The organism is Halomonas sp. (assembly GCF_041689495.1).
Taxonomy (GTDB): Bacteria; Pseudomonadota; Gammaproteobacteria; order Pseudomonadales; family Halomonadaceae; genus Halomonas.
The window spans coordinates 1-1,154 of sequence record NZ_JBDNGD010000108.1 but is presented as its reverse complement, the minus strand read 5'-3'; the positions used below and the strand labels follow the sequence as shown (position 1 = coordinate 1,154).

The window sequence follows — 1,154 nt, the reverse complement described above, 5'->3', positions numbered from 1 at the left end:
GTTTCCTTGCCCTTTGGTGTTTCCTTGCCTTCATCCTTGGTGCCCGCCTTGCCGGTGGCGCTGTCGTCACCCTTGGCGGTCGTTGCCTTGTCAGGGGTCGAGGAACTCTCGGCGGCGGCCTCGCAAACGGGACAGTCAATCAAGGGATCGGCACTGATCTTCTGAAGTTTTTCAAGGCGATGGCCACAGGCCTTGCACTCGTATTCGTAGATGGGCATGGTTTGGACTCTCCGGAAACGACAATACCCGAATGACTGGGGTGCCGGGATGTGGGACCCGACGTAGAATACTCTTCCCGGGGAAAGCCTGCGGGTGGTTCAGGCTCGTCCCAAAGCGCGACATTATAGCGTGTTGATACCCTGTGCGGGCAAGGCATCCGCCTCGTCGCGTTGATATCCTCTGCCTGCAGATGACAAGAAGGAATTCCGATGACAGCCGTGATCCTCGATGCCGCCAGCCTCGGCGCCGATATCGACCTCGACCCGATCCGTGACGTCGTCGACTCGCTGGAGGTCCACCAGCAAAGCACCACGGCCCAGAGCGCCGAACGCCTGGCCGGTGCCCGCGTCGCCATCGTCAACAAGGTCGTGCTGGATGCCCCGACCCTGGATGCCCTGCCCGAGCTCAAGCTCATCTGTGTGCTGGCCACCGGCACCAACAACATCGACATGGTCGCCTGTGAGCGACTGGGCATCACAGTGCGCAATGTCAGCGCCTATGGCACGGCCAGCGTCGCCCAGCATACATTGATGCTGATCCTGGCCCTGGCCAATCGCCTCCCCCTCTATCAGCGTGACGTGGCCCGGGGGCGCTGGGGGGAAGGCGCCTTCTTCTGCCTCATGGATCATGCTACTCTGCAACTCGAGGGCAAGCATCTGGTCGTGGTCGGACAGGGCGAACTGGGCTCCAGGGTCGCCCAGCTCGGTGAGGCGTTCGGCATGCGAGTCAGCTTTGCCGCTCGCCCGGGCAACGAGGCCAGGGACAGTCGACCGGGACTCGATGAGTTGGCCCCGCAAGCCGATGTGATCAGCCTGCATTGCCCGCTCACCGATGACACCCGACACCTGATCGATACCGCCATGCTGGCCCGGCTCAAGCCCGACGCCCTGCTCGTCAACTGTGCCCGTGGCGGCATCATCGACGAGGAGGCGGCC

Annotated in this window: 2 protein-coding genes; one reads left to right on the top strand and one right to left on the bottom strand. The window is 62.9% G+C overall.

Annotated features, from left to right (window positions below; translation table 11 throughout):
* A partial coding sequence (locus tag ACESMD_RS03395; RefSeq protein ID WP_372610331.1) for an FmdB family zinc ribbon protein occupies positions 1-218 on the bottom strand: 218 nt, incomplete at its 3' end.
* A gap of 210 nt (positions 219-428) precedes the next feature.
* On the opposite strand from ACESMD_RS03395, the gene ACESMD_RS03390 reads away from it, so the two are divergent.
* The coding region (locus ACESMD_RS03390; protein WP_372610329.1) for an NAD(P)-dependent oxidoreductase at positions 429-1,154 on the top strand (726 nt) is incomplete at its 3' end.